This is a genomic window from Nonomuraea sp. NPDC001636, assembly GCF_040298265.1.
In the GTDB taxonomy this organism is placed as follows: domain Bacteria; phylum Actinomycetota; class Actinomycetes; order Streptosporangiales; family Streptosporangiaceae; genus Nonomuraea.
Genome location: NZ_JBEOZT010000089.1, coordinates 1 through 1,636, shown reverse-complemented (window position 1 = coordinate 1,636; position 1,636 = coordinate 1). Strand labels below are relative to the sequence as shown.

The following is a 1,636-nucleotide window of genomic DNA, read 5'->3' as shown; positions in this document are numbered from 1 at the left end:
TCCGAAACATATAATCGACAAAAACGCATGGTTAAGCGGTTCTAGTTTTTCAAAAGTTTAAAAAACAATAAAAAACGATTTTTATGGCAACTTTATGAGAGTATGAGGATATTTTTAATCAAAAAATCGCTTATAAATTGCAAGTGATTTTAGTTGTTGATATAAATATTATGCTATTTTTAAAGTGTCTTAAACAAAAGCAAAACGTATATTCTGAACTTAAAACACGATTCGTCAGAATATACTTTTTTTTCTAAATTTTGAACAATATTCTTTTTAATTATGATATAACCCGAATTGCTAGTTGATTATTTAGCCATGACTTGATACCCGATAGAATATCTTAAAGTCTCTGGTTCCAGTGATTTAGCTGATTTTAACAGTAAAGAATACGCTAAAAGTATCATCTCTAATTTCAATTGAAAACCTTGAGGCGAACGACTTTTACAACGCTCAGCTCCTAGATTTGTCAAAAAAGAGAAAACTCGCTCAATCACTTTTCTACGTTTTGAAAAATTAGGGAAAAGGATTTTCTTTTGCTTCATGTTCTTCCTGACAGGTGTAATTAGATCAATTCCTTTTAATTCCAGCCTATCATGCAGTGACTGACCTAGATATCCCATATCTCCAAGGACTGTTGGTGTCCCAAATTGACTCAACACTTCCTCGGTCATTGAACTATCAGCCATTGAAGCAGGAGTAATTGTGTAGTCTATGACATAGCCTGATTCACTGACTAAAGCATGACATTTACATCCATAGAAGTACTGTCCCTTTGTAGAATTGTAGCCAACATTTGCATAATCTCCAAGAACTTTGCTTCTGAAATTACGAATAGGCTGACACAAAGGAATGGGGAAGCTGTCAATAATGGATACACTCATTCCTTCAACCTCTTTAAAGACGAGTGCTTGGCGAATGACTTGGATACTCGGTAAGAGGGCATTACAACGGCGGACAAAGCGAGAATATTCTAGGAAATTAGGAAATAAACTTTGAGCCAATTGGTGCTTAGCTTTAAGCGTTTCACTAAAATGCAGTACGCCCCAGAGGTAACAAGCGATAACTAAGCAATCTGATGTTGCGAGATGGACGTTTTTTCGGTTTTGAACCTCAAGGGGAACACTCGTTTGATAAAGCGTCTCAATGGTTGTCAGTAAATAAACAAAAACTTTTGGAAGTGTGCTATTATAAGTCATATAAGTCGTGCGCTTTCTAATGCCTAGTGGTTTAAGATTAGGATAGCACGACTTATTTATTTTCCAATGAAATTAACTAGCAATTCGGGTAGAAAGTTTAGAGGTATCATATGAAACTACTTAATAATTTGTTGACTAGCTTAACACAATATGAGAATGAAATGATTCAAATTAGGCGTCATCTTCATCAATACCCAGAAATTTCTTTTCAAGAAAAAGAAACATTTAAGTATATTATGGGCTTTTATAAAGAACTTGACTGTGAACCAAAACTTATCGGAAAGGGATTTGGAATCATCGTTGATATTGAAGGTGGAAAATCCGGAAAAACTCTTGCGTTGAGAGCAGACTTTGATGCTCTTGCTATTTTTGAAGATAATGATTTAAGTTTTAAATCGGTCAATCCAGGAGTAATGCATGCCTGTGTACACGATGCA

1 protein-coding gene and 1 pseudogene are annotated in these 1,636 nt (G+C 34.8%); one reads left to right on the top strand and one right to left on the bottom strand.

Going from position 1 to position 1,636, the window contains the following annotated elements:
• Positions 1-308: 308 nt before the first annotated feature.
• Complete coding sequence (locus tag ABT158_RS51150) at positions 309-1,199, bottom strand: IS982-like element ISLll1 family transposase (protein ID WP_311805167.1); 891 nt, start codon at positions 1,197-1,199, stop codon at positions 309-311.
• Positions 1,200-1,309: 110 nt separating this feature from the next.
• On the opposite strand from ABT158_RS51150, the pseudogene ABT158_RS51145 reads away from it, so the two are divergent.
• A pseudogene (locus ABT158_RS51145) lies at positions 1,310-1,636 on the top strand (hypothetical protein); the annotation flags it as partial.